Source organism: Streptomyces sp. Y309 (genome assembly GCF_056712025.1).
The window spans coordinates 8,560,550-8,582,575 of the sequence record NZ_CM160048.1 but is presented as its reverse complement, the minus strand read 5'-3'; the positions used below and the strand labels follow the sequence as shown (position 1 = coordinate 8,582,575).

Here is a 22,026-nt window from a genome sequence, read left to right as displayed (position 1 = left end):
CCATGCGCGTAGTGATCGCTGAGGATGCCGCCGTCCTGCGGGAATTGCTGGCCCAGATGCTGGTGGAGCGCGGCCACGAGGTGTGCGCGACCGTCGGTGACGCGGACGCGCTGCGCGCCGCCGTCGCCGAGCACCGCCCGGACGTCACGGTCGTCGACATCCGGATGCCCCCGTCGCACACCGACGAGGGCCTGCGCGCCGCCATCGACATCCGCCACGACCACCCCGGCACGGGCGTGCTCCTCTTCTCCCAGTACGTCGAGACGAAGTACGCCACGCGGCTGCTCGCGGACGGCTCGGCGGGCGTCGGCTATCTGCTCAAGGACCGCGTCGCGAACATCGCCGAGTTCACCGACGCGCTGGCCCGCGTGGCCGGCGGCGGCACGGCGCTCGACCCGGAGGTCGTCACCCAGCTCGCGGGCGCGAGCCGGCGCGCGGCCGAGCTCACGCCCCTGACCGCGCGCGAACGCCAGGTCCTCTCCCTGATGGCGGAGGGCCGCTCGAACGCCGCGATCGCGCAGTCCCTCGTGGTCTCCGCGGGCACCGTCGAGAAGCATGTGGCCGCGGTCTTCGACAAGCTCGGACTGCCCGCGTCGCACGACGCCAACCGGCGGGTCCTCGCGGTGCTGCGCTATCTGCGGAGCTGACGCACAGCGCGACTCACCACCCTCGACAGACTCGTACAGGCACTCGACCGGCGCCGAAGGACGGGGGCATATGTCAGTAGCACCACCGCATCGGGTGTTGCCAAATCCCTTACGGGCACCGGTCCGCTGTGCCAGAGTCGTTACCGGTCGAAGAGTTGTTACTGAAGTCAGTACGGAAGCCGACACGCACGTCACGTAGGGAAGTCACGTACGCCACGCGCGAAGGCCAGTAGGAACGCCACGCCGCTACCGGTCGAGGAGCCATGACCGGCGATCCCCACAGCAAGCCCGGTCGCACCGCATCACCAACGGAGCACCCCATGCCGTCCCATGTGTTCGAAGGCCGCCCCGACCGGTCGCACGAGCACGGCGCGGTCGACGCGCTCATCTCGCAGACGCGCCGGCTGCGCGGCGAGGTCGACGCCGTCCGCCGCGAGGCGGTGGCCGACCACAGCGACCCAGCGGGCCGCTGGCAGCGCGCCCTCTGCGACCTGGCGGTGCATCAACTCAACGATCTGCACGGCCACTTGGCGCAGTTGCGGGACGGCCTGCCGCGTACCCACACCGCCTCCACCGCCCCCGCCGGGCCCGTGCGGCCGGAGCCGCGGCGCGGCTCGCTGCTCAGCCGGGTCGGCAGCGCCGAGTGGAACCTGCTGACGGACGCGGCGAGCTGGTCCCCCGAGCTGTACCAGATCCTCGGCCGCGACCCGGCCACACCGCCGCTCTCCCTCGACGAGCTGCCCTCCCTGATCCACCCCGAGGACCAGCCGATGCTGACGGCGATGGTCACGGACTGTCTGGTCGACGGCAAGCCGATCGACGGCGAGTTCCGGGTCGTGCACGCCGACGGCGGCGTACGGCAGGTGCACATGATGGGCGAGCCCGTGCTCGCCGCCGACGGCTCCACCGCCTCCATGTGGGCGGTGCTGCGGGACGTCAGCGAACTGCGCCGCAGCCAGCGGGTGGTGAGCGAGACCCGTGACTCACTGCAGCACCAGCGGCACCTCGCGCAGACCGAGCACCGGCTCGCGGTCGAACTGCAGGAAGCCGTGCTGCCGCCGTGGCGCGGCTCCCTGCGGTTCCCGCACGGCGGCCCCGCGAGGCTGGACCTCGCCGCCCACTACCTGCCGTCGTCGTCGACCGCGCTGATCGGCGGCGACTGGTACGACGCGCTCGAACTGGCCGACGGCCGCACCCTGCTGAGCGTCGGCGACCTCACCGGCCACGGCGTCACGGTGACCTCCGGCATGGCGATGCTGCTCGGCGCGCTGCGCGGCATGGCCGTCGCCGGCACCCGGCCCGGCCGGCTCATGGGCTGGCTCAACCAGCTCCTCGACGCCTCCGTGCAGCCCGCCCTCGGCAGCGCCGTCTGCTGTCTGTACGACGCCGCCGACCACACCCTGACCTGGGCGCAGGCGGGCCACCCCGCCCCGCTGCTGTTCCGCGACGGGACGGGGCGCGCGCTGACACCACCGGACGGTGTGCTCCTCGGCGCGACGTCCGGTGCCTGCTACGAACAGGCCGAGGAGCGACTGCGCCCCGGCGACCTGCTGTTGCTGCACACCGACGGCCTCGTGCCGCGGCGTTCCCGAGAGGCCGCGACGAACCGGCTGCTCGCCCTGGCACCGCGCTTCGCCGAGGCGAAAGCGGCACAGGACTGTGTGCGTGTCGCTGTCGAGGAGTTCGGCGTGGCCCCACGGGAGGACGACGCCTGTCTGCTGGTGGCCAGGATCGACGCCTAGGCCAGGATCGACGGCCGGGTCGGGATCGACGCCCAGGACCAGGTCGACGCCCAAGTCCAGGTCGCGTACGCGGACGAAGCCCTAGCCACGACTTCGTAGCGCCCGTACCGGCCGTTTCCTCTGTCCATGACTGGCTATCCTATGCCTGGACCCATTTGCCTCCTCCGGGCCGGGCCGCCGCCTTGGGCAGGGCGTGCTTGATCTCCGCGCGCAGGTCCTCGATCTTCGGATAGCCCGCGTACTGCGCGGTCAGGCGGTACATCTCGCGCAGCCGGTCCCAGGTGCGGTGCGAGGAGTTGGAGCCCATGGACACCAGCGCCAGGCGCGCGTACCGGTCGGCCTGTTCGGGGTCGTCGGCGATGAAGCAGGCCGACGCCAGCGAGATGTAGTCGAAGATCGTCGAGCGGTCGCGGCCCTTGGAGCGCAGCTCGATGGCCTCCTTGGCGTGCCGCTGGGCGAGCTGGGCCGCGGACGGCTCGTGCTCGGCGAGGGTGCGGTACGCCAGGGCCTGCATGCCGTGCAGGTCCGCCTCGTCGAACATCTGCATCCAGCTCGGCGGCGGCACGTCGCCCTTGTCGGAGACGAAGAGGTCCTCCGCGCGGCCGAGGGTGCGGCGCATCGCCTGGCCCTTGCCCATCGACGCCTGCGCCCAGGCCTCGATGGTGTGCAGCATGGCCTGCGTGCGCGGCAGGGTCTGCTCGCCGGAGCCGGACTTGGCGAGCTTCATCAGGTCCAGGGCGTCGTCGGGCTTGCCCAGGTGCACCATCTGGCGGGCGGCGCGGGACAGCGCCTCGCCCGCGCGCGGACGGTCACCGCCCTCGCGGGCCGCGTGCGCGGCGATCACGAAGTACTTCTGGGCGGTGGGTTCGAGGCCGACGTCGTGCGACATCCAGCCGGCGAGTACGGCGAGGTTGGCGGCGACGCCCCACAGGCGCCGCTGCAGATGGTCGGGGTGACGGCGGTAGGCGAGCATGCCGCCCACTTCGTTCAACTGGCCCACCACGGCCTTGCGTTGCAGGCCGCCGCCGCGGGACGCGTCCCAGGCGCGGAACACCTCGACCGAGCGCTCCAGCTCCTCGATCTCCTGGGACCCGATCGGGGCGGCCTCATAGCGGTCGAATCCGGCGGGGTCGGCGTGCAGCGGGTCGTCGAGGCGGGGGGCGTCGGACTTCAGGTTCGGATCGGTGTGCAGCCAGTCATGCATGGCGCTGGTGAGTGCGGAGCCTGCGGCAAGCGCGGCACCCGCGCCCACCAAGCCGCGTCGGTTGAGCATGAGGTCCATTCCCGTGAATTCGGTGAGGACCGCGGCGGTTCGCTCGGGCGCCCACGGCACGCCGTCGGGGTGCTCTACGCTCCCGTCGGCGCGCTGTCTGCCTACGCGCCCGTGCCGGACCAGACCGAGGTCCTCGATGGTCACGACACGGCCGAGACGCTCGGTGAACAGAACTGCCAGGACCCTGGGCACGGGATCGCGCGGGATCTCTCCCATGTCGATCCAGCGCCGCACCCGCGAGGTGTCGGTGGCCAGCTGCGGATGACCCATCGCGGCCGCCTGCCGGTTCACCAGTCTGGCGAGTTCGCCCTTGGACCAGCCCGCCAGGCCGAAGAGATCCGACAGGCGGGTGTTGGGTTGTCCGTTCACGTCAAGCCCCCAGGTTCTCGGCTGAATTGACAGTAACCGTCTGTCAGTTGCTGAGCGACTATTCGCCAGGGTTCGCCAGGGTGCGCCACATGGTGTGCCAGGGGCTACCGGGTGTCAGGTAGGAATGCGCCACCCCGACCCGGCCGCCACAAGGCATTCCCCAGGGTGCACCCACAGCGGCCGGGGCGGGAGGGCGCCGCAACTCGCAGGCACACGAAGGGATCTGTATCGCCCATGTACGCAGCATCGTCCTCCGTGTCCGCCCCGCCCCGGCCGCTGCGCCCGCATCCCTCCTCCCGCGGCTCCGCCCGCGCGGCGGAGGCCCCGTTGCCCGGTGGTGGCCCCTATCTGGCGCCGGCGCGGCCCGCGGCCGCTCCGCTCGGCGCCGGCCGGCCGCGCCGCGTACCGGCGACCGGGACCGGGCCGCTCAGCGGGAGACTCGACTTGTCCGGCCCGCAAGGTGCGCAGCTGCGCACCGCGATCGCGTCGGTGCACCGCATCTGTCCGGAATTCCAGCCCGTGCAGGTGTTGCGCCGCAGCGGACGCACCGTGCTCCTGGTCGGTACGACCGGCCGCGCCACCGCCGTGGCCAAGTGCCTGCTCGACCACTCGCCCCTGTGGGCGGAACGGATCCGCCACGAAATAGCGGCCTACCGCTCGTTCGTCCGGCATCGTCCGCCTGTGCGCGCGCCGCGTCTCATCGCGGCCGACCCGGATGACTGCACGCTGGTGATCGAGCGGATGCCCGGCCGGGTGGCGGCGCTGCAGCGGCATCCCGCGGAGGCCCCGCCGCGCGCCGACATCCGGGCGGCGATGAGCGCGGTGTGCCGGCTCAACCAGTGGCGGCCGCCGCAGGAGATGTTCGGCCGGCCGCTGGACTACGGCCGGCGGATCTCCCGCTTCCACGAGCTGGGGCTGCTCACGGACCGGGACATGGGCGACCTGCAGAAGCTGCTGCACGGCATAGCGCACGCGTCCGGGCCGCAGCTGACCTGGCAGTTCAGTCACGGCGACGCGTTGCTGTCGAACGTGCTGCTCTCGCCGGCCGGCCCTGTCCTGGTCGACTGGGAGCACGCGGGCTGGTATCTGCCGGGCTACGACCTCGCCACCCTGTGGTCGGTGCTCGGTGACGCGCCCGTGGCGCGCCGCGACATCAGTCAGCTCGCCCAGGCGGCGGGCCCGGCGGCGCGCGACGCGTTCCTGGTGAACCTGATGTTGGTGCTGACCCGGGAGATCAGGATGTGCGAGACGGCCGTGCAGCGCACGCTGCACGATCCGGCCCCGACGGCTCCGGGCCAGACGCACCCCGGAGCCGCGCCGTCCGGCGAGGAACAGCGGCTGCTCCTGCGGCGGCTGCACGACGACTGCCAGATGGCCCGCCGGGCCGTGCGTGCGGCGGTCGGCACTCGCTGACGGGGAGACGAGGACCCGCGACGCGCTGGACAGGGACGCGTCGCGGGTCTTCGTGTGTCCGCGTAACCAGTGCGAGCACCTGGCGTTGGGGGACTGTGGGGATCTGGCTGCTGAACACCTTCGGTACGCTCACGCTCGCCGTGCTGCTCGGGGGCGGTGCCGTACTCGTCGCCGTGACCGGCACGCTGCTGCTGCGGCGCAGATTCTCCCGGCTGGCGGACGGCACGTACAACGAGATGGTCGGCGGCGCGCTCGTCATGCTGCCGCTGACGTTCTTCTACGGCATCAAGAACCTCCGCGCCCAACTGATGTTCGTCGTCTCGGTCGCCGCGCTGATCGGCGTGAGCCTGCTGCTGTGCGTGACCCTGGACCATCCGTTCTCGGGCGACCTGTCCGTCTCCCCCGCCCCGTTCAAGGAGGGCGTGCTCGCCCAGTTCTGGCGGTGAGCTTCGCCGGCGCCGGCGTCCGGGCAAGGACCGACACCTTTGACCTGCTAAGGGCTCAAGTGTGTTTGTTTCCCATCCACTTGACGGCGCCTTAGGTCGACGATCGAACAGTATCGGCCTTGTGAGCAGCGAAACTCGTCCCTAGGGTGACTGCCATGCCTGGAGCGCCGGATCACCCCGCGTCCGTTCCGCCCGCGTCCGTTCCGCCCGTGGACGCGCCGCCCGGGTCGGCGGCCTCCTCCCCCGGCGACGTCCTCGCCCTGCTGCGCGCGGGATCCGCGGCGACCCGGGCGGACCTCGCCCGCCTCACGGGGCTCGCGCGCTCCACCGTCTCGCAGCGGGTGGACGCGCTCATCGCGCACGGCTTCGTGACGGAAGAGGCCGACGGCAGCTCGACGGGCGGCCGGCCGCCGCGCAAGCTGCGGCTGCGCACCCGCGAACACGCCGTCGCGGGCGTCGACTTGGGCGCCTCGCACTGCCGGGTCGCCCTGATGGACATCGGCGGCGAGACCCTGGCCCTGCGCGAGGACCCGCTGTCGATCGCGGACGGCCCGCAATCGGTGCTCCGGCATGTGGAACGCACCCTGCACGCGCTGCTCGAGGAATCCGGGCGGGCACCGGCGACGCTGCAGTCGATCGGCGTCGGCGTGCCCGGCCCCGTCGAGTTCTCCACCGGCCGCCCCGTCGACCCGCCCATCATGCCGGGCTGGCACCAGTACCCGATCCCGGAGTTCTTCGCCGACCGCTTCGGGGTGCGCGCGCTGGTCGACAACGATGTGAACGTGATGGCGCTCGCCGAACAGCGCCGCGCGTTTCCGGACACGCGCTATCTGCTGTACATCAAGGTCGGCACGGGCATCGGCTGCGGCATCGTCGCGGACGGCCGACTGCACCGCGGAGCGCAGGGCAGCGCGGGCGACATCGGCCACATACGCGTCGGTGACCTGGAAGAACCCTGCCGGTGCGGCAACTCCGGCTGCCTGGAGGCGGTCGCGGGCGGCGCGGCGCTGGCCCGCCGCCTCTCGGACCTCGGCCTGGAGGCGACGTCGGGCAGCGATGTCGTACGCCTGGTGAAATCCGGCCACCGCGACGCGGTCCGCATGGTGCGCGAGGCGGGCCGCGCGGTGGGCGAGGTCCTGGCGGGCCTGGTGAACTTCTTCAACCCCGACACGGTGGTGGTCGGCGGCGCGCTGGCCGCGGTCCACGACCAGCTCCTCGCGGGCGTACGCGAGGCGGTCTACCGCCGCTCACACCCCCTGGCCACCCACGTCCTGCGCATCGAGCCGAGCCGCACCGGCGCGAACGCCGCGGCGATCGGCGCGGCCATCCTGGCGGTGGAACACGCGCTGTCGCCCAGGGAGGTGGACCGGGTGGTGGCGGGGAGCGGGCACTGAGGCGGGTCCGAGGCGGTGCTTTCGTACGGCGGCGGGCCCGAGGCGGTTCTGTCGCGCGGCTGGCGGGCGGCGGCGGTGCTTTCGTACGGCGGGCGGGCGAGGGCGGTGCTTTCGTACGGCGGGCGGGCGCGCGGACGGTCGCGGTCAGGCGGTCTTTCGGGGCTTGGCGGCCGAGGCCTTCTTCGCTTTCGCCGCGGTCTTCGTGGTGGCCTTCGTAGTGGCCTTCTTTGCCGTGGCCTTCTTCGCACCGGTCTTCTTGGCCGCGGTCTTGGCGGTCCGGGTCGTGGTCTTCTTGGCCGCCGCCTTCTTCGCGGCGGTCTTCGCCGTCGACGTCTTCTTCGCCGCCGTCTTCCTCTTCGGCTTCAGTTCGTGCACATCCGCGTCGGATTCGCCGCGGGTTTCGCGGGCCTGTCGCACGGAGCGCTCGAGCGCGGCCATGAGGTCGACGACCTTCCCGGCCGGGGCTTCCTCCGTCGCCGCACGCGGCGGCTTCTTGCCCGCCGCCTTCGCGTGGATGACTTCTTCCAGGGCCTCCGTGTAGTGGTCGGTGGCCCATTCGGCGTCCTCGATGCCCTCCGCGCGAGTCATGGAGTCGATGAGGAGGATCGCTTCGTCGACCTCCTTGTCGGTGAGGTCGATCTTCTTGGGCGCCAGTTCCTCGGGCGAACGGATTTCGTCGGGCCACTTCAGCGCGTGGAGGGCGATCACGTCGTCCTTGACGCGCAGCAGCCCGAGCCGCTCCCGGCCGTGCCACGCGAACTTCGCCACCGCCGCCTTCTCATTGCGCTCCAGGGCTTTGCGGAGCAGGGTGTACGGCTTGTGCGCGACCTTCCCGTCGGCCTCCAGGTAGTAGCCCTCGCCGATCTGGATGGGGTCGATGGACTCGTACGGCACGAACGCGGCGATCTCGATGGCCTTGGCGGTCGGCAGCGGAATCTGCCTCAGCTCTTCGTCCGAGACGGCGACCACGGTGTCCTTGCTGACCTCGTAGCCCTTCCCGATCTCGTCCTGGGCGACCTCGCGGTCCTCCAGCTCGCACACTTTCCGGGTGCGGATCCGGCCCATGTCCTCCAGGTGGTACTGGTGGAAACGTATGGAGTGGTCCTCACTGGCGGAGAGCACCTTGATGGGGATCGTGACCAGGCCGAAGCTGATGGCGCCGGACCATACGGGGCGGGGCATGGCGAACCTCCCAGACAGCCCCGAGAACTCCAGGGTGACACCGGCGCCTCCCATGTGAGACCCGCAGGTTCGAAGGCCGCATCTGTTCGGGTGACCGTGCGCCCGCTCGTACACGGAGACGGGACGCTGTCCGGCCTCCGCATGGTGCGGCTTCGCCGCCCGCGCCCCGGGTCGCGGCGTGCGGGAGGCCGACGTAGACCTGGAGTCATGAGCGAGGCGAAGACGACCTGGCATGCCGCCCGGCGGAGCGGGTACCGCGGAGCGTGCTGAGAAGCCTTGCGGAGGAGAAGGAGGCGCCATGCCGGGCCCGGACAAGCAGGCATCCGACGGGGCTCGTCCCTACGTGCCCGCGCGGGGCGGGATCCCGGCACTGCGCCGTGCCGCCGCCGACTGCCGCGGCTGCCCGCTGTACGCGAACGCCACGCAGACCGTGTTCGGCGCCGGTGCCGCTCGCGCGCGCCTCATGCTGGTCGGGGAGCAGCCCGGCGATCAGGAGGACCGGGCCGGAGAGCCGTTCGTGGGCCCGGCCGGGCGCCTGCTCCGCTCGGCTCTCGGCGAAGCCGGAATTGACGAGGAGCAGGCGTACTTCACCAACGCGGTCAAGCATTTCAAGTTCGCGCCCGTCACCGAAGGCCGCAAGCGCCGCATTCACAAGGCGCCGAGTCTCGGGGAACTGACCGCCTGCCGCCCCTGGCTCGCGGCCGAGATCAAGCGAGTGGACCCGGAACTGGTCGTCGCACTCGGAGCGACGGCCGGGAAATCCCTGTTGGGCAGTTCCTTCAAAGTGACCGAGTCACGGGGTGCCCTGCTCTCCCTGGCACCAGGGGCAGAGCTGCCGCTGACCACCGAGGAGGATAATGGCAGTGCCGACGACAGCCACCGCCGTCTGCTCGCCACCGTGCATCCCTCGGCGGTACTCCGAGCCAAGGACAGGGACGAGGCATTCGGAGGGCTCGTGTCCGATCTGCGGGTGGCCTCCCGCTATCTCGGCTGACGCGGATCGTTCACCGGGCACTGCGGATGCCGCGCGTCGAGCGAGAGCATTTGGCTGCACAAAAGCGAATACCTATTCCGAAGCCGCGTAGTACGTAACAGAGATTTCTGCCGATCAATTCGGGAGGCACAAATGGCTGGCTATGTTTCGGACGGGGGCGGGTACACCACTCACATGGAGACCATGGAGTGGGAGCTTGCCGCCTCTCACGGCGGGGCGCTGCTGATGTGGATTGCCGGTCTTGCCGTGGTCGCAGTTCTTCTCGGTGCCTTTGTTTGGGGCCGCCGCGTGGTGGCGCGGGAGGCCAGGCGGCCGCGCCCGGAAGAACAGCCGCACCTCCCGGAGAGCGGCCCCGTCAGGGAGGTCCGGGAGTATCGGGATCCGGACGAAGTGCCGCACAACGGCGGCTGGCTCACCCCGCACGAGCTCAAAGAGGGCTACGGCGAATCGAGCACACACCTCAGCCCCTCCCAGGACCCGGACGACCACAGGAAGGGCCGCGGCAGCAGCTTCGGGGGCGGCGGCCTGGGATAGCCGGTTTGCCGGAAGCGGGTGCGGGGACTCGTCGGCGGAGCTTGCGCCGGAAGCAGCAGGAAGCAGCAGGCTCTGTCGGCGCCCTTCCCCTGCCCGGCGGTCTCAAGAGGCGGGCCCGCCCGATTGCCCGGAGAGTGGAAAGGCGGGCGGTGATCGCCGACAGAAGCCGCCGAAAGCCGCCAGAACCGGAGAGAGGTCGATTCCATGCCTGCTGGGGCCGGCAAGAAGCGTGAACGGCAGTACGAGCACATCAAGGAAAGCGCGGAGGACCGCGGAGCATCCACCAGGCGTGCGAAGGAAATCGCCGCCCGGACGGTCAACAAGGAACGCGCGCGGGCGGGCGAGTCCCGGTCCGCCAGCAAAACCTCGACGCGTGACAAGAAGTCCGCATCCCAGCGCGGCGGCGAACGCTCGCACAGCGGAGCCGAGGGACCCACCCGCGACCAGCTGTACGAGGAGGCCAAGAAGAAGAACATCGAAGGCCGCTCGTCGATGAACAAGAGGGAACTCAAGCAGGCCCTCGGCCGCTGAGGGGTGCACCCGGGCCGTACGGCCGCCATCCGAGGACGGAACCGCCATGACCGAGTACGAGCGTTCGCGGACGATGCCCGCGCAGCCCGAGCACGTCTTCGACCAGGCCGCCCAGGTCGACCAGCTGGACACCTGGCTGCCGGAAGCCCTGCACGTGCGGGCCGAGGAGCCGCCCGCGGTCACCGTGCACGAGGACCGCACCGACGAGGACACGTCCGCCCTGCTGCGTGCCCGGCGCGATCAGATGCGGCTCGAATGGGGCACCCGCGACCAGGGCAGCTATACGGGCTGGCTGCAGGTCGCCGGTATCGACGGCGGCTCCAGTGAGGTGACGGTGCACCTGTCCTTCTTCGACGAGAGCCACGACCCGGGCAAGGAGGCCGTCGACGCCGCGCTGGACAGCAGCCTCCGGCGGCTGGAGGAGCAGGTGCGGCTGCGCGTCGACAACGCGGCGGGCTGACGCGCGCCGTCGACGGCCGGGCTCAGCGGTCCGGGCCGCCCAGCCGGTATGCGGCCCGGCCCCGCCATCGGGCGCCGTCCCAGACGATCAGCTCGACCTCCCGTACGTGGCAGACCAGCGGCAGCAGGGGGGCGAGTTCGGTCTCCAGCTCGTCGTACACGGCCGCTTGGGTGTCGGGGCCCTCGCTGTTGGCGATCGTCAGATGCGGGTCGAGTCCCGCGCCGAAGATCCCCCGGTAGGGCACCGCTTCGGGCCACCGCAGGGTGAGGTCCTTGGAGAGCGCCTGGACCGGATCGTGCGGCCACGGGTCGAGGTAGAGCACGCCCGGATAGCGGCCGAACTCGGCGAACGTCAGGGTGAAGGCGTCGTGCCCGGCGAAGAGGGCGGACAGCTCGCGGTGGAGCGGGGCATCGATGCGGTTCTCGTGCAGGAACGGGTAGAGCACGGTGACATGGGCGGGAAAACCGGCCCGGACCAGGGGGTCGGCCTCGGGAATCTTGATGGTGAATGCCGTGTCGCCGAATGTGTCGGGCCACCCGTCCGCCCCGCGATCCCCATCCCCATCGCGATCCCCATCCCCATCGGCGAAGCCCCCGTCTGCGGTCATGACACGCCATGCTCGCAGCAGTCGCACCCGCCCCCGCACCCGCCCGCCCGCGCCTCCGCCTCTGCGAGCGCCGACGCCGGAGCCGCGCAGCACCCCTTCCCCCGCCACGCGTCGCGGCCTTCCTTCACGGCGACGGCGGCTATGGCCAGGGCGGCGACGGGGTCGGCCCAGGACCAGCCGAGGGTGGCGTTGAGCAGGAGGCCCGCGAGGAGGACCGCGGAGAGGTAGGTGCACAGGAGGGTCTGTCGGGAGTCCGCCACCGCCGAGGCCGAGCCGAGGGCGCGGCCCGCGCGGCGCTGCGCCGCCGACAGGAACGGCATGACCAGCAGGGAGAGCGCGGCGATGACGATGCCCGGCAGGGAGCTCTCGGCCTCGCCGGTACCGGCCAGCGTGCGCGCCGCGTCGACCGAGACGTACGCCGCGAGAGCGAAGAAGGACAGCGCGATGATCCGCAGGGTGGTCTTCTCGCGGGCCTCGCGCACCGCGTGCTCGCGGGCCGAGAACTGCCAGGCGACGGCGGTGGCGGAGGAGACCTCGATGACGGAGTCCAGGCCGAAGCCGATGAGCGCGGTGGAGGACGCGAGAGTCCCGGCGGTGAGGGCGACGGCCGCCTCGACGACGTTGTACGAGATCGTCGCCGCGACCAGCAGGCGTATGCGGCGGGTGAGCGCGTCGCGGCGGGCCGGGGACGGCCCGAGGGATGTCGCCGTCATCAGCAGCAGCCCTTCTCCTCGGCGTCCACGCAGGTCCTGTCCGCCTCGACGGCGACGACGGCGCTGCGCAGGTCGTCGAGGGCGCGGCCGAGGCGCTCGTCGGCCAGCTCGTAGCGGGTGCGGCGGCCGTCGGGGACGGTGACGACGAGCCCGCAGTCGCGCAGGCACGCAAGGTGGTTGGAGAGCCGGGTGCGGGAGATGGCGAGCGCGTCGGCGAGGTCGGAGGGGTAGGCCGGGGCCTCGCGCAGGGCCAGCAGGAGCCGGCACCGGATCGGGTCGGCGAGGGCACGGCCGAAGCGGGCGAGGACGTCGATGTCGGCGGCGAGGGTCAGCACGTCTCCAACAGTACACGGATTCCTGAATTCAGGAACCCGTGAACTCTTGATTCGGCATACCTCTATGTTGACAGGCTTCGATTCAAGGCGCAGTCTTGAATCGACAGACATCGATACAGGTGGTTCGTCCGCCCTTCCTCCAGGAGCGCAGCAACCATGACCGACCAGTGCTCCGACCTCCGCGAAAGCGTCCGCCGCAACTACGCCGCGGCGGCCCTCCAGGTCACCGAAGGCGGCGCCGCCTGCTGCGGCAGCACCTGCGACACCGCCCCACCTGCCGCCGTCGACGTCGACGAGAACTTCGGCTCCGCCCTCTACGCCCCCACCGACCGCGACGTCCTCCCCGCCGAAGCCGTCGCCGCCTCCCTGGGCTGCGGCAACCCCACCGCCGTCGCGGACCTGCGGGAGGGCGAGCGCGTCCTCGACCTCGGCTCCGGCGGCGGCATCGACGTACTGCTGTCGGCCCGGCGCGTCGGGCCCACCGGCAAGGCGTACGGACTGGACATGACCGACGAGATGCTCGCTCTCGCCCTGGCCAACCAGCGGAGGGCGGGCGCGACGAACGTCGAGTTCCTGAAGGGCACCATCGAGGCGATCCCGCTGCCCGCGGCCTCGGTCGACGTCGTGATCTCCAACTGCGTCATCAATCTGTCGACCGACAAGCCCGCGGTCTTCGCGGAAGCCTTCCGCGTGCTGGCCCCCGGCGGCCGCGTCGGCGTGCTCGACGTCGTCGCCGAGGACACGCTCTCCCCCGCGCAGCGTGCCGAACGCGGCGACTACGTGGGCTGCATCGCCGGAGCCCTGTCCTTCGCCGAGTACCGCCGGGGCCTCGAAGCCGCCGGGTTCACCGGCGTCGAGATCACGCCGACGCACGCCGTCGCGGACGGCATGCACTCGGCTGTCGTACGCGCGACGAAGCCGGCCGCCACGTCCGGCACCCCCGGCACCCCCGGCACCGACGCGTAATCGTCGGCACGTCACAGCCGACCGGCCCCACCCCGTCCGCCGAACAGGTGGACAACCCGGGTCACCCCCGATCGCCCCCGGTCATCCGCACCCCGCGCCCCCGCCGCGGGGTGCCGCCATGTCCGCCGCCAGGTCCGCACATTGGTCCACTCCACTGACGCGCCGCAGGCGATGACACCGCCCGTGGCGAAAACACACCAGACCGGCGTTGACATGGGAAATCCCTTCTCCTGGGCATGATTGACGGATCGTCGGAGAGCCGGTACCACTGACGCACGCCCGGCCCCGCACGACCCAGCACGCTTCACCGGCCCGGAAGTCCCAGGAGGCTGTCTTGCGAGGATCCGTCACCGCCCCCGCCCCGCCCGCGCGCAGACGCACCGTGAGGGTGGCGGGCGCCCTCGCGTCGGCCGCCCTGCTGGTCCCACTGATCGGCGCCGCGCCGTCGTCGTCCGCCCCGTCCGAGTCGTCCGCGTCGACCGGGCGGCTGCAGAGCGCCTTCGCCGCAGCCGCCGCCGAGTACGACGTGCCGCAGAGCGTGCTGCTCGGCGTCTCCTACCTGCAGTCCCGCTGGGACGCGCACGGCGGCGCCCCGAGCGTCACCGGCGGCTACGGCCCCATGCACCTCACCGACGCCCGCACCGCCCTCGCCACCGCCCCGCATCACAGCCACGGCAAGGAGGACCCGCGCGGCGACACCTCGCGGCGCACCCTGCTACCGAAGGGCGAACCGCCGACGGAGTCCCAACTGCCCGCCCGTTTCAAGACGTTGAAGCGTGCCGCGAAGCTCAGCGGGCTGCCCGCCGACCGGCTTCGCGAGGACCCGGCCGCCAACGTCCGCGGCGGCGCGGCCCTGCTCGCCGCCGCACAGAAGCAACTCGGCAAGCCGCTCAGCGCCGATCCGGCCGACTGGTACGGAGCGATCGCCCGGTTCTCCGGAGCCGACGACCGGGCGAGCGCGGCCGCGTACGCCAACGACGTGTTCGCCGTGATCCGCGACGGCCAGCGGCGCACGACCGACGCCGGCCAGCGGATCGCGCTCGCCGCCCAGCCCCAACTGACCCCGGACGCAGCGCAGTTGCGGAACATGGGCCTGCGCAAGACCAAGGCAGCCGAGACGGACTGCCCGAAGACCCTCGCCTGCGAGTGGATCCCGGCGCCGTACGAGGAGTTCGGCGACGGCGACTACGGCAACCACGACAAGGCCGACCGCCCCAAGAGCCAGGGCATCAAGTACATCGTCGTGCACGACACGGAGGGCACCTGGGAGGGCGTCCTCAAGATGGTGCAGGACCCGACGTACGTGTCGTGGCACTACACGCTGCGCTCCTCCGACGGCCACGTCGCCCAGCACGTCCGCACCAAGGACGTCGGCTGGCACGCGGGCAACTGGTACGTCAACGCCAAGTCCGTCGGCCTGGAGCACGAGGGCTTCCTGACGGCGCCCGACACCTGGTACACGGAGGCGATGTACCGCTCGTCCGCCCGCCTGGTGAAGTACCTCGCCAAGCGGTACGACATCCCGCTGGACCGCCAGCACATCCTCGGCCACGACACCGTGCCCGGCACCACGGCCGCCACCATCCGCGGCATGCACACCGACCCCGGCCCGTACTGGGACTGGCAGCACTACTTCACGCTGCTCGGCAAGCCGTTCCACCGCACCGCGGGCCCCTCGGGCGGCCTGGTGACCGTGGCGCCCCGGTTCAGCGAGAACAAGCCGGTGTTCACGGGCTGCGCCAAGCCGGGCGAGACGTGCACGCCACACGGTTCCAGCGCGGTGCGCGTCTACACCGAGCCGCGCGAGGACGCCCCGCTCATCAAGGACATCGGTCTGCGTCCGGGCGGTGAGCCCTCGACGATCGACGTGAACGACATGGGTTCGCGCCTGTCGACGGGCCAGCAGTACGCCGTCGCCGAACGCAAGGGCGACTGGACGGCCGTCTGGTACCTCGGCCAGAAGGCCTGGTTCAAGAACCCGAAGAAGCAGCCGACGGCCGTCGACGCGCGCGGCCCGGTCGTGACGCCGAAGGACGGCACGACCGAGGTCCCGGTGTACGGCCGCGCCTACCCGGAGAAGGAGGCGTACCCGGCCGGGGTCCCGGTGCAGGCCGTCTCCCCGCTGCCGTACAAGCTGCTCGCGGGCCAGAAGTACGCGGTCGGCGACAAGCTCCCCGGCGAGTACTTCTACGCGCCGACGTTCGACCTCGCCCCGCACCGCGTGGTGCGCGGCAAGGACACGTACTACGAGATCCAGTTCGGCCACCGGGTGGCGTTCGTGCGCGCCGCCGACGTAAAGGTGGTGCCGTCCGGGTCGTGACAGGCCCTTCAGGGGCCACCGCAAACCGTCGGGCCCGGACCTGCGTGGGGGCAGGCCCGGGTCCGACGTCGTGTGCGGCGCCCGGCGGTGGTACCGCGCCCCGTTAGGGGCGCGGGGAACTGCGCGACCAGCCACGACGGTCCGCAGACGAACGACGGCCTGATGCGGCACATCCAGCGAAGCGCTCAGCGGAACACGTAGCGACGGCCCGCCACCGCCTTGAAGGTGTGCTCGCCCCCCTCCAACAGCGTGCAGCGCAGGGCAAGTTCGCGGGCCCGAGAGGCGTGCACAACGACGCGGGTCGCGTGGCCGTCCGCCCAATCGACGTCGACGGTGGCGCCGCCGCGCGCCCGCAGTCCGCGCACGGATCCGTCCGGCCAGGCCGCAGGCAACGCGGGCAGCACGTCGATGATGTCGTGCTGGCTCTGCAGCAGCATCTCGACGATGCCGGACGTGGCGCCGAAGTTGCCGTCGATCTGGAACGGCGGGTGGGTGTCCCACAGGTTCGGCAGCGTGGAGGACTTCAGCTGTTCGCCGAGCATCTTGTGCGCGTGGTCGCCGTCGCGGAGCCGCGCCCAGAAGTTGATCTTCCAGGCCTTGGACCAGCCGGTGCCGCCGTCGCCGCGCGCGGTCAGGGACACCTTGGCGGCCTCGGCCCACTTGCTGCCGGGTTCGATCTGCCTCCCGGGGTGCAGGGCGTAGAGGTGGGAGACGTGCCGGTGGTCGTCGTCGGGGTCGTCGAGGTCGGCCTTCCACTCCTGGAGCTGCCCCCAGGAGCCGACGCGCAGGCCGGGGTCGAGCCGGTCGAGGGTGTTCTCCAGGCGGGCGCGGAAGGAGGGCTCGTCGCCGAGGACGCGGGCGGCCTCCAGGGTGTTGGTGAGCAGTTCGTGGACGATCTGCTGGGACATGGCGGCGCCCGCGGTGAAGTCGCCGTGTTCCGGTGAGTAGCTGGGGGTGACGACGAGCGTCCCGTCGCGCGGGTCGGTGCGCAGCTGGTCGAGCCAGAACTCGGCGGCCTCCTTCAGGACGGGGTAGGCGGTGTGCCGCAGGTAGTGCGTGGACCCGCCGAAGCGGTAGTGCTCGTAGAGCTGCGCGGTCAGCCAGGCGGCGGCCTCGGGGAACCAGAACGCGGTCGACCAGTCGTGGACGCCGGTGAAGCCGTACGGATTGGTCTCGTTGTGCACCACCCAGCCGGGCGAACCGAACATCTCACGGGCGGTGCGCCGCCCGGGGGCACGCAGCGCCTCGACGAACCGGTCGTAGGGCGCGGTGGTCTCGGCGAGGTTCGCGGCCTCGGCCGGCCAGTAGTTCATCTGGAGGTTGATGTTGACGTGGTAGTCGGCGGCCCACGGCGGCGATGTGCTGTGGTTCCACACGCCCTGGAGATTGGCGGGCAGTGAGCCGGGGCGGGAGGAGGCGATGAGGAGATAGCGCCCGTACTGGAAGAACAGCGCTTCGAGCGCCCGGTCGGCGACGGGCGTTCCGCTGCCGTACGACTTGAGGAGCTGGTCGGTGGGGAGGTCGGGCGGCGCCTGGTGACGGAGGTCCAGGGCGACGCGGTCGAACAGGGCCCGGTGGTCGCGCACATGACGTGCCCTCAGCGCCTGGTGACCGCGGGCGAGTGCCGCGTCGACGGTCCGCGTGGCGGCTGGGTGCGGGTCGTCGCCGCGGTAGCGCGGGTAGGTGTCGGCGTAGTCGGTGGCGGCGGCGAGCACGAACCACACGTGGTCGGCGCCGCTGACGGTGAGGCTTCCGTCGGCGTTCGCGGCCGACGTGCCGCCGCGGTGCGCGACGCGAAGCTGGGCCTCGAACTGCAGGCCGTTGTCGGCGAGTTCACCGCGTACGGTGATGCGGTCGCCGTCGGCCACGGCGGTGAAGTCGGCGCGCGGTGAGGTGTACCGCAGGGTGCAGGTGACGGCCCCGGGGCGGTCGGCGCCGAGCCGTCCGACGAGCACGCCGTCGGGGTGGGAGGCGAAGAACTCCCTTGTGTGGCGGGCGCCTTGATGGATGTACGTGACGCTCGCGACGGCTTCGCGCAGGTTCAGGGAGCGGTGGTACGAGGCGTCGGGGGCGTCCGGGGCTCCGGGCACGTCGATGCGCAGGTCTCCGAGGGTCTGGTGGGCGCCGTAGCCGCGCCGGGCCTGCCCGAGCTCGGCGGCGACGGCGTCCGGGGCGAGCCTGCCGTGCTCGTCGAGGTCCCGCTGGACGGCGGCCAGGGCGTCGGGCCGGGGCATGCGCCAGTTGCCGAAGTCGTAGCCGTCCTTCGCGCCGGGGCCGCCGGTCCACAGCGTCTTCTCGTTGAGCTGGAGCCGCTCGGAGGCGAGGGTGCCGAAGACCATGGCGCCGAGGGCGCCGCTGCCGACGGGCAGCGCCTCCCGCTCCCAGTCGGCGGCGGGGGCCCGGTACCAGAGCCGCAGGTCATCGGATGACTCGGTCGAGTCCTGCGGGCCCTTGGGGTCCTGGCCGGCGGCCCGGCCGTCCTGCGCGGGACCGCCCAAGGCCAGCGCTGCACCCGCGCCCAAAGCTGACTGCATGGTGGTTCTGCGGGTGATCCCGGGCCGCTCCGGCTGGCGTCTGCTGGACTGTCGTCTCATGAGCCGCCACGCTAAAAGTCCGATGACTAGCCTGACAAGGCACATGACAAACCCACTCCTTGGACGGAGTGGGCAGGCACGTGGACTTTGGGGAGATGTGTGCGTTCGGGACGGGCTCAGCCCTGCTGGAACAGCTCCGCGGGCAGCGGCTTGAGGAGGGCGTACAGGTCGTCCGTGATGGGGCGGTCCCAGGCGGCGATGGTCACCAGGACGTTGTCGCTGCGGTCGAACTGCACGCAGGAGATGCGGCTTTCGGACAGCCGCAGGCGGCGCACGATCAGGAGGTTGTCGCCCTGCATCACCGGCACGTCCTCGCTGGAGACGACGGTGACCTCTTCGTCGTTCTCCAGCGCGAGCAGCAGCTGGGCCACCTCGAAGGGCGCTTCGCCGTCGGCGAGCTCACGGGCCGGGGAGCCCTCCGGCAGATTGCCGATGATCATCGCGGGGCCGCGGCCGCCGAACAGGTCATAGCGCAGGAAGACGCCTTGGCAGCTGCCGTCGGGCGCGGGCAGCAGGCCGGCGCCGAGGTTGCCGGGCCAGTCACCCGGGTCCATGGCCAGGACGTCGAAGTCCGGGCCCGCGGGTGTGGCGGAGCTGCGGCGGCGGAGGAAGGACATGCGGCCATGGTACGTGTCCGGCGCGGTGATCCCGGCGCGGGGGCGGGGCCGGGAAGGGGGCGCGGCGGAGCCGGGAAAGGGCCGGTGAGGTGCGGTTCGCGCCGGTCGGGCCCGGGCCACGGGCCCGCCGGTGAGGTCTCAGGCGGTTTCCCGGCCGCGCTCGTGGTGGCGGGCCACGCGGGCACGGTTGCCGCAGGCGGGCTTGCACCACTCCTGACGGGGGTGGTCCTTCAGGAAGTACCGCACGCAGCGCGGCGCGTGACAGGCGCGCAGACGCTGCCGGTCGGGGCCCGCGAGGAAGGCGAGCGCGGCGTGGGCGAGGGCCGCGTTCAGGAGTTCCGCACGTGCGGCGGCGCCGGTGCGCCCGCGCGGTGGGGCGGGCTCGTCGCGCACGGCTGACCCATTACGTACGACGGGCTCGTCGCGCACGGCGGGTTCGTCACGTACGACGAGCTCGTCGCGCACGGCGGGTTCGTCACGTACGACGGGCCCATCGCGTACGACGGGGACGTCACGCACGACGGGGTCGCCGCCGCGCGGCCAGCTCAGGACGGGCACGGTGGGCACCCGGGCGGCGGCTTCGTTGAGCCGGGTCACGGCCTCGCCGAAGGGCAGTAGGCGCCGCGCGTCGGCGGGGCTCGGATCTCCCGGACGCACCGCTCGCGCGAACAGCGCACGGACGGCGGCGCGCACCCCCCGTACTGCTTCGAGTGCGCCCTCGTCGGCCCGGTAGCGCCGGGCGCCGAGGGCTCCGGGCAGCGCCTCCGCGTGGGCGCGCACCCAGGCGGTGAGGCCGTCCGTCGTGTCGAGGTCGTCGGCGACGCCGCCCTGGCCGTCGTGGCGGATGGTCGAGGCGAGGGCGAGCGTGAGGTGGGTGGAGTGCGGGGCGGCGGGCGGGGCCGCGTGCGGGGCGGGCATGGGGCTAATGATAGATTCCGCGCCAACCATTAGCGCCCGAGCCGCCCGGCCGCCATCCCCGCCGCCGCACCCGTCGCCGGGACCCCACCGGGGAACTCCATCGGGCCGGAGGAGCGGAGAGCCTCGCCATGCCCGACGGGACCGTACTGGACTACTGGCGCGCCGGGCTCGACGACGTACCCGAAGAGGTGTGGCACCACCCTCGCCTGGAGGTCCTGCTCCTCGCCGACAACGTGCTGACGCACTTGCCCGCGCAGGTCGCCGCCCTCACCGCCCTCCGCACCCTGGACCTCGGCCACAATCACCTCACGTCCGTCCCGCCGGAGCTGGGCACGCTCCCCGCGCTGAGCGACTTCCTGTACCTGCACGACAACCGCCTCACCGCGCTGCCGGAGGAACTGGGCGGCCTCACCCACCTCACGTACCTGAACGTGGGCGAGAACCAACTCACGGCCCTGCCGCACGCATTGGGCCGCATGACGTCCCTCGTCGAACTGCGCGCCCAGCACAACGTCCTCACCGAACTCCCCGCCACCGTCGGCGACCTGCGCTCCCTGCGCGAACTGTGGCTGCGCGGCAACCGCCTCACGGCCCTCCCCCACGCCCTGCACCACCTCGTCGAACTCCGCGAACTCGAGCTGAGGGACAACGCGTTCGAGGCAGTCCCGGAAGCGATCCGCGGACTCCCCCGCCTCCGCCGCCTCGACCTGCGTGCCAACCACCTGCGTGAAGTACCGCCCTGGCTGGCCGAGTTGCCGTCCCTGGAGAAGCTGGACCTGCGCTGGAACGACGTCCGGGACGGCGAGGAGCCCCTGACGGCGCTGCGCAAACGAGGGTGCGTGGTGCTGCGCTAGCCGTCCAGTGTGCCGACTTTGATTTCAGAGCATGATGAGCAGACGTGTGTTCGGCTTGAGTTTCCTGTTCACCGAACGACTCTGCACGTACACCTCCAGCTTCGGGTTGTTTCCCGCTTTCACGGAGACGGTGCCCTTGATATCCGTGCCGAACAGAAGGCTGCGCGCCGCGTCGCCCGTATAGGCGCGGTCGGTGTCCTTCTCCACCACGATGACTTCCTTGTTCTGCTGAACCTGCGCCCGGGCGCCCAACTGGTAGTAACACGCACCGCGTTCGTACGCCACACCCGGATGGGAGTTGACGAAGGGGCGGATCTCGACCTCCTTGTCGACTTTCAGGAGGCGGTACTTGTCGGCCGGAATCGGTTCGAGGTTCGCCCGCACCTCGTCGACCGATATGTCCTGGCCGACGGCGAACAGGTTCTTGGTGCCGCGCACTCCCTGCTCTCGCCCCCGCAGGAAGCTGGTGGCGGCAGCGCGCACGGTGCCGATGGCCTCCTCGACGCCCTGCTGGGAATCCGCGTCCCAGATGGCGATGTTCCCGGCCGGGAAGCCGTAGTTCTGTGCGGTGCGCTTGGCCAGGGAGTTCGGAACGAGGATCGCGGAAGTCCAGTGGCCCGGAAGCCCGCTCATCTTCGCCGTGATCCTGTCGAGCCAGGGGCCGAGGATCGCCATGTCGCCGTCGTGCCGCCTGTCGCCGCCGGAGGCGTTCTCCTCGCCGTCCGTCACCACGATCTGGAGGAAGCTGTGCTCGCCGTATTCCTCCCAGATGTGGCCCAGGTCGTCCAGGGACTTCAGAGAAGCCTCAATGAGGGCCGTGGCGCCATTGTTGACCTGATACAGCCCGCGCATGGACGGCAGGTGCTTCACGTCCATGTCCCAGACCAGGTTCTCCACCCTGTGGTCGAAGGAGTAGAGGCTGATCCGTGTCTCATGACCGAGGCTGTCCGATTCGGCCTTCAGCCCCGCCACGAACTCGTCCACCACGCGAATGAGTTGGCTCTGGTGCGGGTGCATGGAACCCGAACAGTCCACTACCAGCGCGACGTGATTCACCTTGTGCTGAATCCTGTTTGCAGACACGCTTCTATTCCCCCTCCGAGGCTCCCCGAGTGAT

At 71.4% G+C, this 22,026-nt stretch carries 22 protein-coding genes; 12 read left to right on the top strand and 10 right to left on the bottom strand.

Annotation, left to right across the window (positions count from 1 at the left end; all coding sequences use genetic code 11):
- Positions 1-2 precede the first annotated feature (2 nt).
- Complete coding sequence (locus AC0KTA_RS36100) at positions 3-647, top strand: LuxR C-terminal-related transcriptional regulator (protein ID WP_481052401.1); 645 nt, start codon at positions 3-5, stop codon at positions 645-647.
- A 320-nt stretch (positions 648-967) separates the two neighbouring features.
- Complete coding sequence (locus AC0KTA_RS36095) at positions 968-2,389, top strand: PP2C family protein-serine/threonine phosphatase (protein WP_481052400.1); 1,422 nt, start codon at positions 968-970, stop codon at positions 2,387-2,389.
- Here the strand turns inward: AC0KTA_RS36095 and AC0KTA_RS36090 are convergent.
- Both AC0KTA_RS36090 and AC0KTA_RS36085 read right to left on the bottom strand, forming a co-directional pair.
- On the bottom strand, positions 2,386-2,517 hold the full coding sequence (locus AC0KTA_RS36090; RefSeq protein ID WP_481052399.1) for a hypothetical protein: 132 nt from the start codon (positions 2,515-2,517) through the stop codon (positions 2,386-2,388). The genes AC0KTA_RS36095 and AC0KTA_RS36090 overlap by 4 nt on opposite strands.
- A gap of 11 nt (positions 2,518-2,528) precedes the next feature.
- Entirely contained in the window at positions 2,529-4,031 is a 1,503-nt protein-coding gene (locus AC0KTA_RS36085; protein WP_481052398.1) for a DNA-binding protein NsdB, read from the bottom strand.
- 234 nt (positions 4,032-4,265) lie between these two features.
- Between AC0KTA_RS36085 and AC0KTA_RS36080 the strand changes: the two genes are divergently transcribed.
- The 3 genes from AC0KTA_RS36080 (at position 4,266) to AC0KTA_RS36070 (ending at position 7,284) form a co-directional block, all read left to right on the top strand.
- Positions 4,266-5,444 (top strand): aminoglycoside phosphotransferase family protein, encoded by a 1,179-nt coding sequence (locus tag AC0KTA_RS36080; protein WP_481052397.1) that lies wholly within the window; start codon positions 4,266-4,268, stop codon positions 5,442-5,444.
- A 95-nt stretch (positions 5,445-5,539) separates the two neighbouring features.
- Complete coding sequence (locus tag AC0KTA_RS36075) at positions 5,540-5,890, top strand: bestrophin-like domain (protein WP_481052396.1); 351 nt, start codon at positions 5,540-5,542, stop codon at positions 5,888-5,890.
- A gap of 155 nt (positions 5,891-6,045) precedes the next feature.
- Positions 6,046-7,284 carry an ROK family protein gene (locus AC0KTA_RS36070; RefSeq protein ID WP_481052395.1) on the top strand — a complete coding sequence of 413 codons (1,239 nt, stop codon included), beginning with the start codon at positions 6,046-6,048 and terminating at the stop codon, positions 7,282-7,284.
- Positions 7,285-7,428: 144 nt separating this feature from the next.
- On the opposite strand, the gene ku is transcribed toward AC0KTA_RS36070, so the two are convergent.
- Positions 7,429-8,466: a non-homologous end joining protein Ku gene (ku, locus tag AC0KTA_RS36065; RefSeq protein ID WP_481052394.1), complete on the bottom strand. Its 1,038-nt coding sequence runs from the start codon at positions 8,464-8,466 to the stop codon at positions 7,429-7,431.
- Positions 8,467-8,764: 298 nt separating this feature from the next.
- Here ku and AC0KTA_RS36060 point away from each other — a divergent pair, with 298 nt between their 5' ends.
- The 4 genes from AC0KTA_RS36060 to AC0KTA_RS36045 all read left to right on the top strand — a co-directional run bounded on the left by AC0KTA_RS36060 (position 8,765) and on the right by AC0KTA_RS36045 (position 10,985).
- Positions 8,765-9,460: a UdgX family uracil-DNA binding protein gene (locus tag AC0KTA_RS36060; RefSeq protein WP_481052393.1), complete on the top strand. Its 696-nt coding sequence runs from the start codon at positions 8,765-8,767 to the stop codon at positions 9,458-9,460.
- 174 nt (positions 9,461-9,634) lie between these two features.
- The gene (locus tag AC0KTA_RS36055; RefSeq protein ID WP_481052392.1) at positions 9,635-9,994 is read left to right on the top strand and encodes a DUF6479 family protein; all 360 of its coding nucleotides are present in this window, start codon (positions 9,635-9,637) and stop codon (positions 9,992-9,994) included.
- A gap of 204 nt (positions 9,995-10,198) precedes the next feature.
- Entirely contained in the window at positions 10,199-10,525 is a 327-nt protein-coding gene (locus AC0KTA_RS36050) for a plasmid stabilization protein (protein ID WP_481052391.1), read from the top strand.
- A 46-nt stretch (positions 10,526-10,571) separates the two neighbouring features.
- Complete coding sequence (locus AC0KTA_RS36045; protein ID WP_481052390.1) at positions 10,572-10,985, top strand: SRPBCC family protein; 414 nt, start codon at positions 10,572-10,574, stop codon at positions 10,983-10,985.
- 22 nt (positions 10,986-11,007) lie between these two features.
- On the opposite strand, the gene AC0KTA_RS36040 is transcribed toward AC0KTA_RS36045, so the two are convergent.
- The 3 genes from AC0KTA_RS36040 to AC0KTA_RS36030 are packed head-to-tail and all read right to left on the bottom strand — an operon-like array spanning position 11,008 to position 12,640.
- Positions 11,008-11,592, bottom strand: a complete 585-nt coding sequence (locus AC0KTA_RS36040; protein WP_481052389.1) for a 2'-5' RNA ligase family protein — start codon at positions 11,590-11,592, stop codon at positions 11,008-11,010.
- Entirely contained in the window at positions 11,589-12,305 is a 717-nt protein-coding gene (locus AC0KTA_RS36035; RefSeq protein ID WP_481052388.1) for a cation efflux transmembrane domain-containing protein, read from the bottom strand. The genes AC0KTA_RS36040 and AC0KTA_RS36035 overlap by 4 nt, the downstream gene beginning before the upstream one ends.
- Positions 12,305-12,640 (bottom strand): ArsR/SmtB family transcription factor, encoded by a 336-nt coding sequence (locus tag AC0KTA_RS36030; protein WP_481052387.1) that lies wholly within the window; start codon positions 12,638-12,640, stop codon positions 12,305-12,307. Before AC0KTA_RS36030 ends, AC0KTA_RS36035 begins: the two co-directional genes overlap by 1 nt.
- 156 nt (positions 12,641-12,796) lie before the next feature.
- Between AC0KTA_RS36030 and arsM the strand changes: the two genes are divergently transcribed.
- Both arsM and AC0KTA_RS36020 read left to right on the top strand, forming a co-directional pair.
- Positions 12,797-13,606: an arsenite methyltransferase gene (gene arsM / locus AC0KTA_RS36025; RefSeq protein ID WP_481052386.1), complete on the top strand. Its 810-nt coding sequence runs from the start codon at positions 12,797-12,799 to the stop codon at positions 13,604-13,606.
- Between the two features lie 334 nt (positions 13,607-13,940).
- Complete coding sequence (locus AC0KTA_RS36020) at positions 13,941-15,926, top strand: N-acetylmuramoyl-L-alanine amidase (protein WP_481052385.1); 1,986 nt, start codon at positions 13,941-13,943, stop codon at positions 15,924-15,926.
- Positions 15,927-16,111: 185 nt separating this feature from the next.
- On the opposite strand, the gene AC0KTA_RS36015 is transcribed toward AC0KTA_RS36020, so the two are convergent.
- The 3 genes from AC0KTA_RS36015 to AC0KTA_RS36005 all read right to left on the bottom strand — a co-directional run bounded on the left by AC0KTA_RS36015 (position 16,112) and on the right by AC0KTA_RS36005 (position 20,055).
- Positions 16,112-18,460, bottom strand: a complete 2,349-nt coding sequence (locus tag AC0KTA_RS36015; RefSeq protein WP_481056685.1) for a glycoside hydrolase family 95 protein — start codon at positions 18,458-18,460, stop codon at positions 16,112-16,114.
- A 176-nt stretch (positions 18,461-18,636) separates the two neighbouring features.
- Positions 18,637-19,137, bottom strand: coding sequence for a hypothetical protein (locus AC0KTA_RS36010; protein WP_189736028.1), 501 nt, complete (start codon positions 19,135-19,137; stop codon positions 18,637-18,639).
- A gap of 138 nt (positions 19,138-19,275) precedes the next feature.
- Positions 19,276-20,055, bottom strand: coding sequence for an ABATE domain-containing protein (locus AC0KTA_RS36005; RefSeq protein WP_481052384.1), 780 nt, complete (start codon positions 20,053-20,055; stop codon positions 19,276-19,278).
- 128 nt (positions 20,056-20,183) lie between these two features.
- On the opposite strand from AC0KTA_RS36005, the gene AC0KTA_RS36000 reads away from it, so the two are divergent.
- A complete protein-coding gene (locus AC0KTA_RS36000) occupies positions 20,184-20,909 on the top strand; it encodes a leucine-rich repeat domain-containing protein (protein ID WP_481052383.1) in 726 nt (241 codons plus the stop codon).
- Between the two features lie 24 nt (positions 20,910-20,933).
- Here AC0KTA_RS36000 and AC0KTA_RS35995 read toward each other — a convergent pair whose 3' ends face one another.
- The gene (locus tag AC0KTA_RS35995) at positions 20,934-21,992 is read right to left on the bottom strand and encodes a vWA domain-containing protein (RefSeq protein WP_481056684.1); all 1,059 of its coding nucleotides are present in this window, start codon (positions 21,990-21,992) and stop codon (positions 20,934-20,936) included.
- Positions 21,993-22,026 lie beyond the last annotated feature (34 nt).